The sequence below is a fragment of the Alginatibacterium sediminis genome, from assembly GCF_003610775.1.
GTDB lineage: Bacteria > Pseudomonadota > Gammaproteobacteria > Enterobacterales > Celerinatantimonadaceae > Alginatibacterium > Alginatibacterium sediminis.
This window is the reverse complement of the sequence record NZ_RAQO01000018.1, coordinates 1-1,015: the sequence shown is the minus strand read 5'-3', so window position 1 is coordinate 1,015 and position 1,015 is coordinate 1. Positions and strand designations below refer to the sequence as shown.

Annotated in this window: 1 protein-coding gene; it reads right to left on the bottom strand. The window is 41.8% G+C overall.

Annotation, left to right across the window (positions count from 1 at the left end; all coding sequences use genetic code 11):
- Positions 1-336: 336 nt before the first annotated feature.
- On the bottom strand, positions 337-732 hold the full coding sequence (locus DBZ36_RS20445) for a DDE-type integrase/transposase/recombinase (RefSeq protein ID WP_158589169.1): 396 nt from the start codon (positions 730-732) through the stop codon (positions 337-339).
- Positions 733-1,015: the final 283 nt, after the last annotated feature.

Genomic DNA, 1,015 nt, shown 5'->3' with positions numbered 1-1,015 from the left:
CATAATAATAACGGCGAAACCAATGGCTGATTGGAACGTTGCTGATGTTTTAAATATGGTGGTTAAGTCTTTCATGGTGGAACCTCGTATGTAGTTGATGGAGCTACTATAGAATGGTTCCGGTTACGGCATAATCTGTAAAATTACTAGTCGGTACAGGAAATTTTACCTATCAATAACTAATTTATTTTCGCATGACTGGGTGTCCAGTATTCACTAGACAGTTTGTTGTTTCAAAAAATACGCTTCCTTGAACTTAGCTGTTGATACTCCACCAGTATTTGAGTGGCGTTTTATCGGATTGTAAAACATTCCTATAATGCTAAATATCTCTGCCTACACCCCATCTCTTGTCGGATATATCTTCTTGCGAGTCACTTGCTTTTTAAACGTAGCAAAAAAGCTCTCTGCTACTAAATTGTCATGACAATTTCCTCGACGACTCATAGACGGAACGCCAAAGTGATCGGACATGAACGCGAGGTTGTCAGCGCGACCATATTGGCTCCCATGGTCGCTATGAACCAATACCTCTTGTTTGGGACGACGTCGGTACACGGCCTTCATTAATGTGCGAATAGTAAGGTGTTTATCCATCGTTCGGTCCATAGCCCAACCGACTACTCGGCGCGAGAATAGATCAATGACCTTTGCCAGATAGAGAAAGTCTTCATAGGTTCGAACATAAGTGATGTCGCTCACCCATGAAGTGTTAGGGGGCGTTTGGCGCAAAATCCCGCTCTAACACGTTATCAGCGATTAGAGATTGTTTGCCTCCTTTGATATACCGTCGTTTATAACCGATCTGCGCTTTGAGGTGGTTCAACCGCAAAATTTTGCAACACGATGCACACTTATAATGCGATGGTTACGCATTATAAATATGAATTAAGTCAAACTATGACTGAATTCAGGGGTCATAAGACGATTATGAGAAAGACTGAGGGACAACATCAAAATGCAAAAAACCAAGTGCTCTTATGAAGAACACTTGGCTGATAGGCCTAACTTTGTG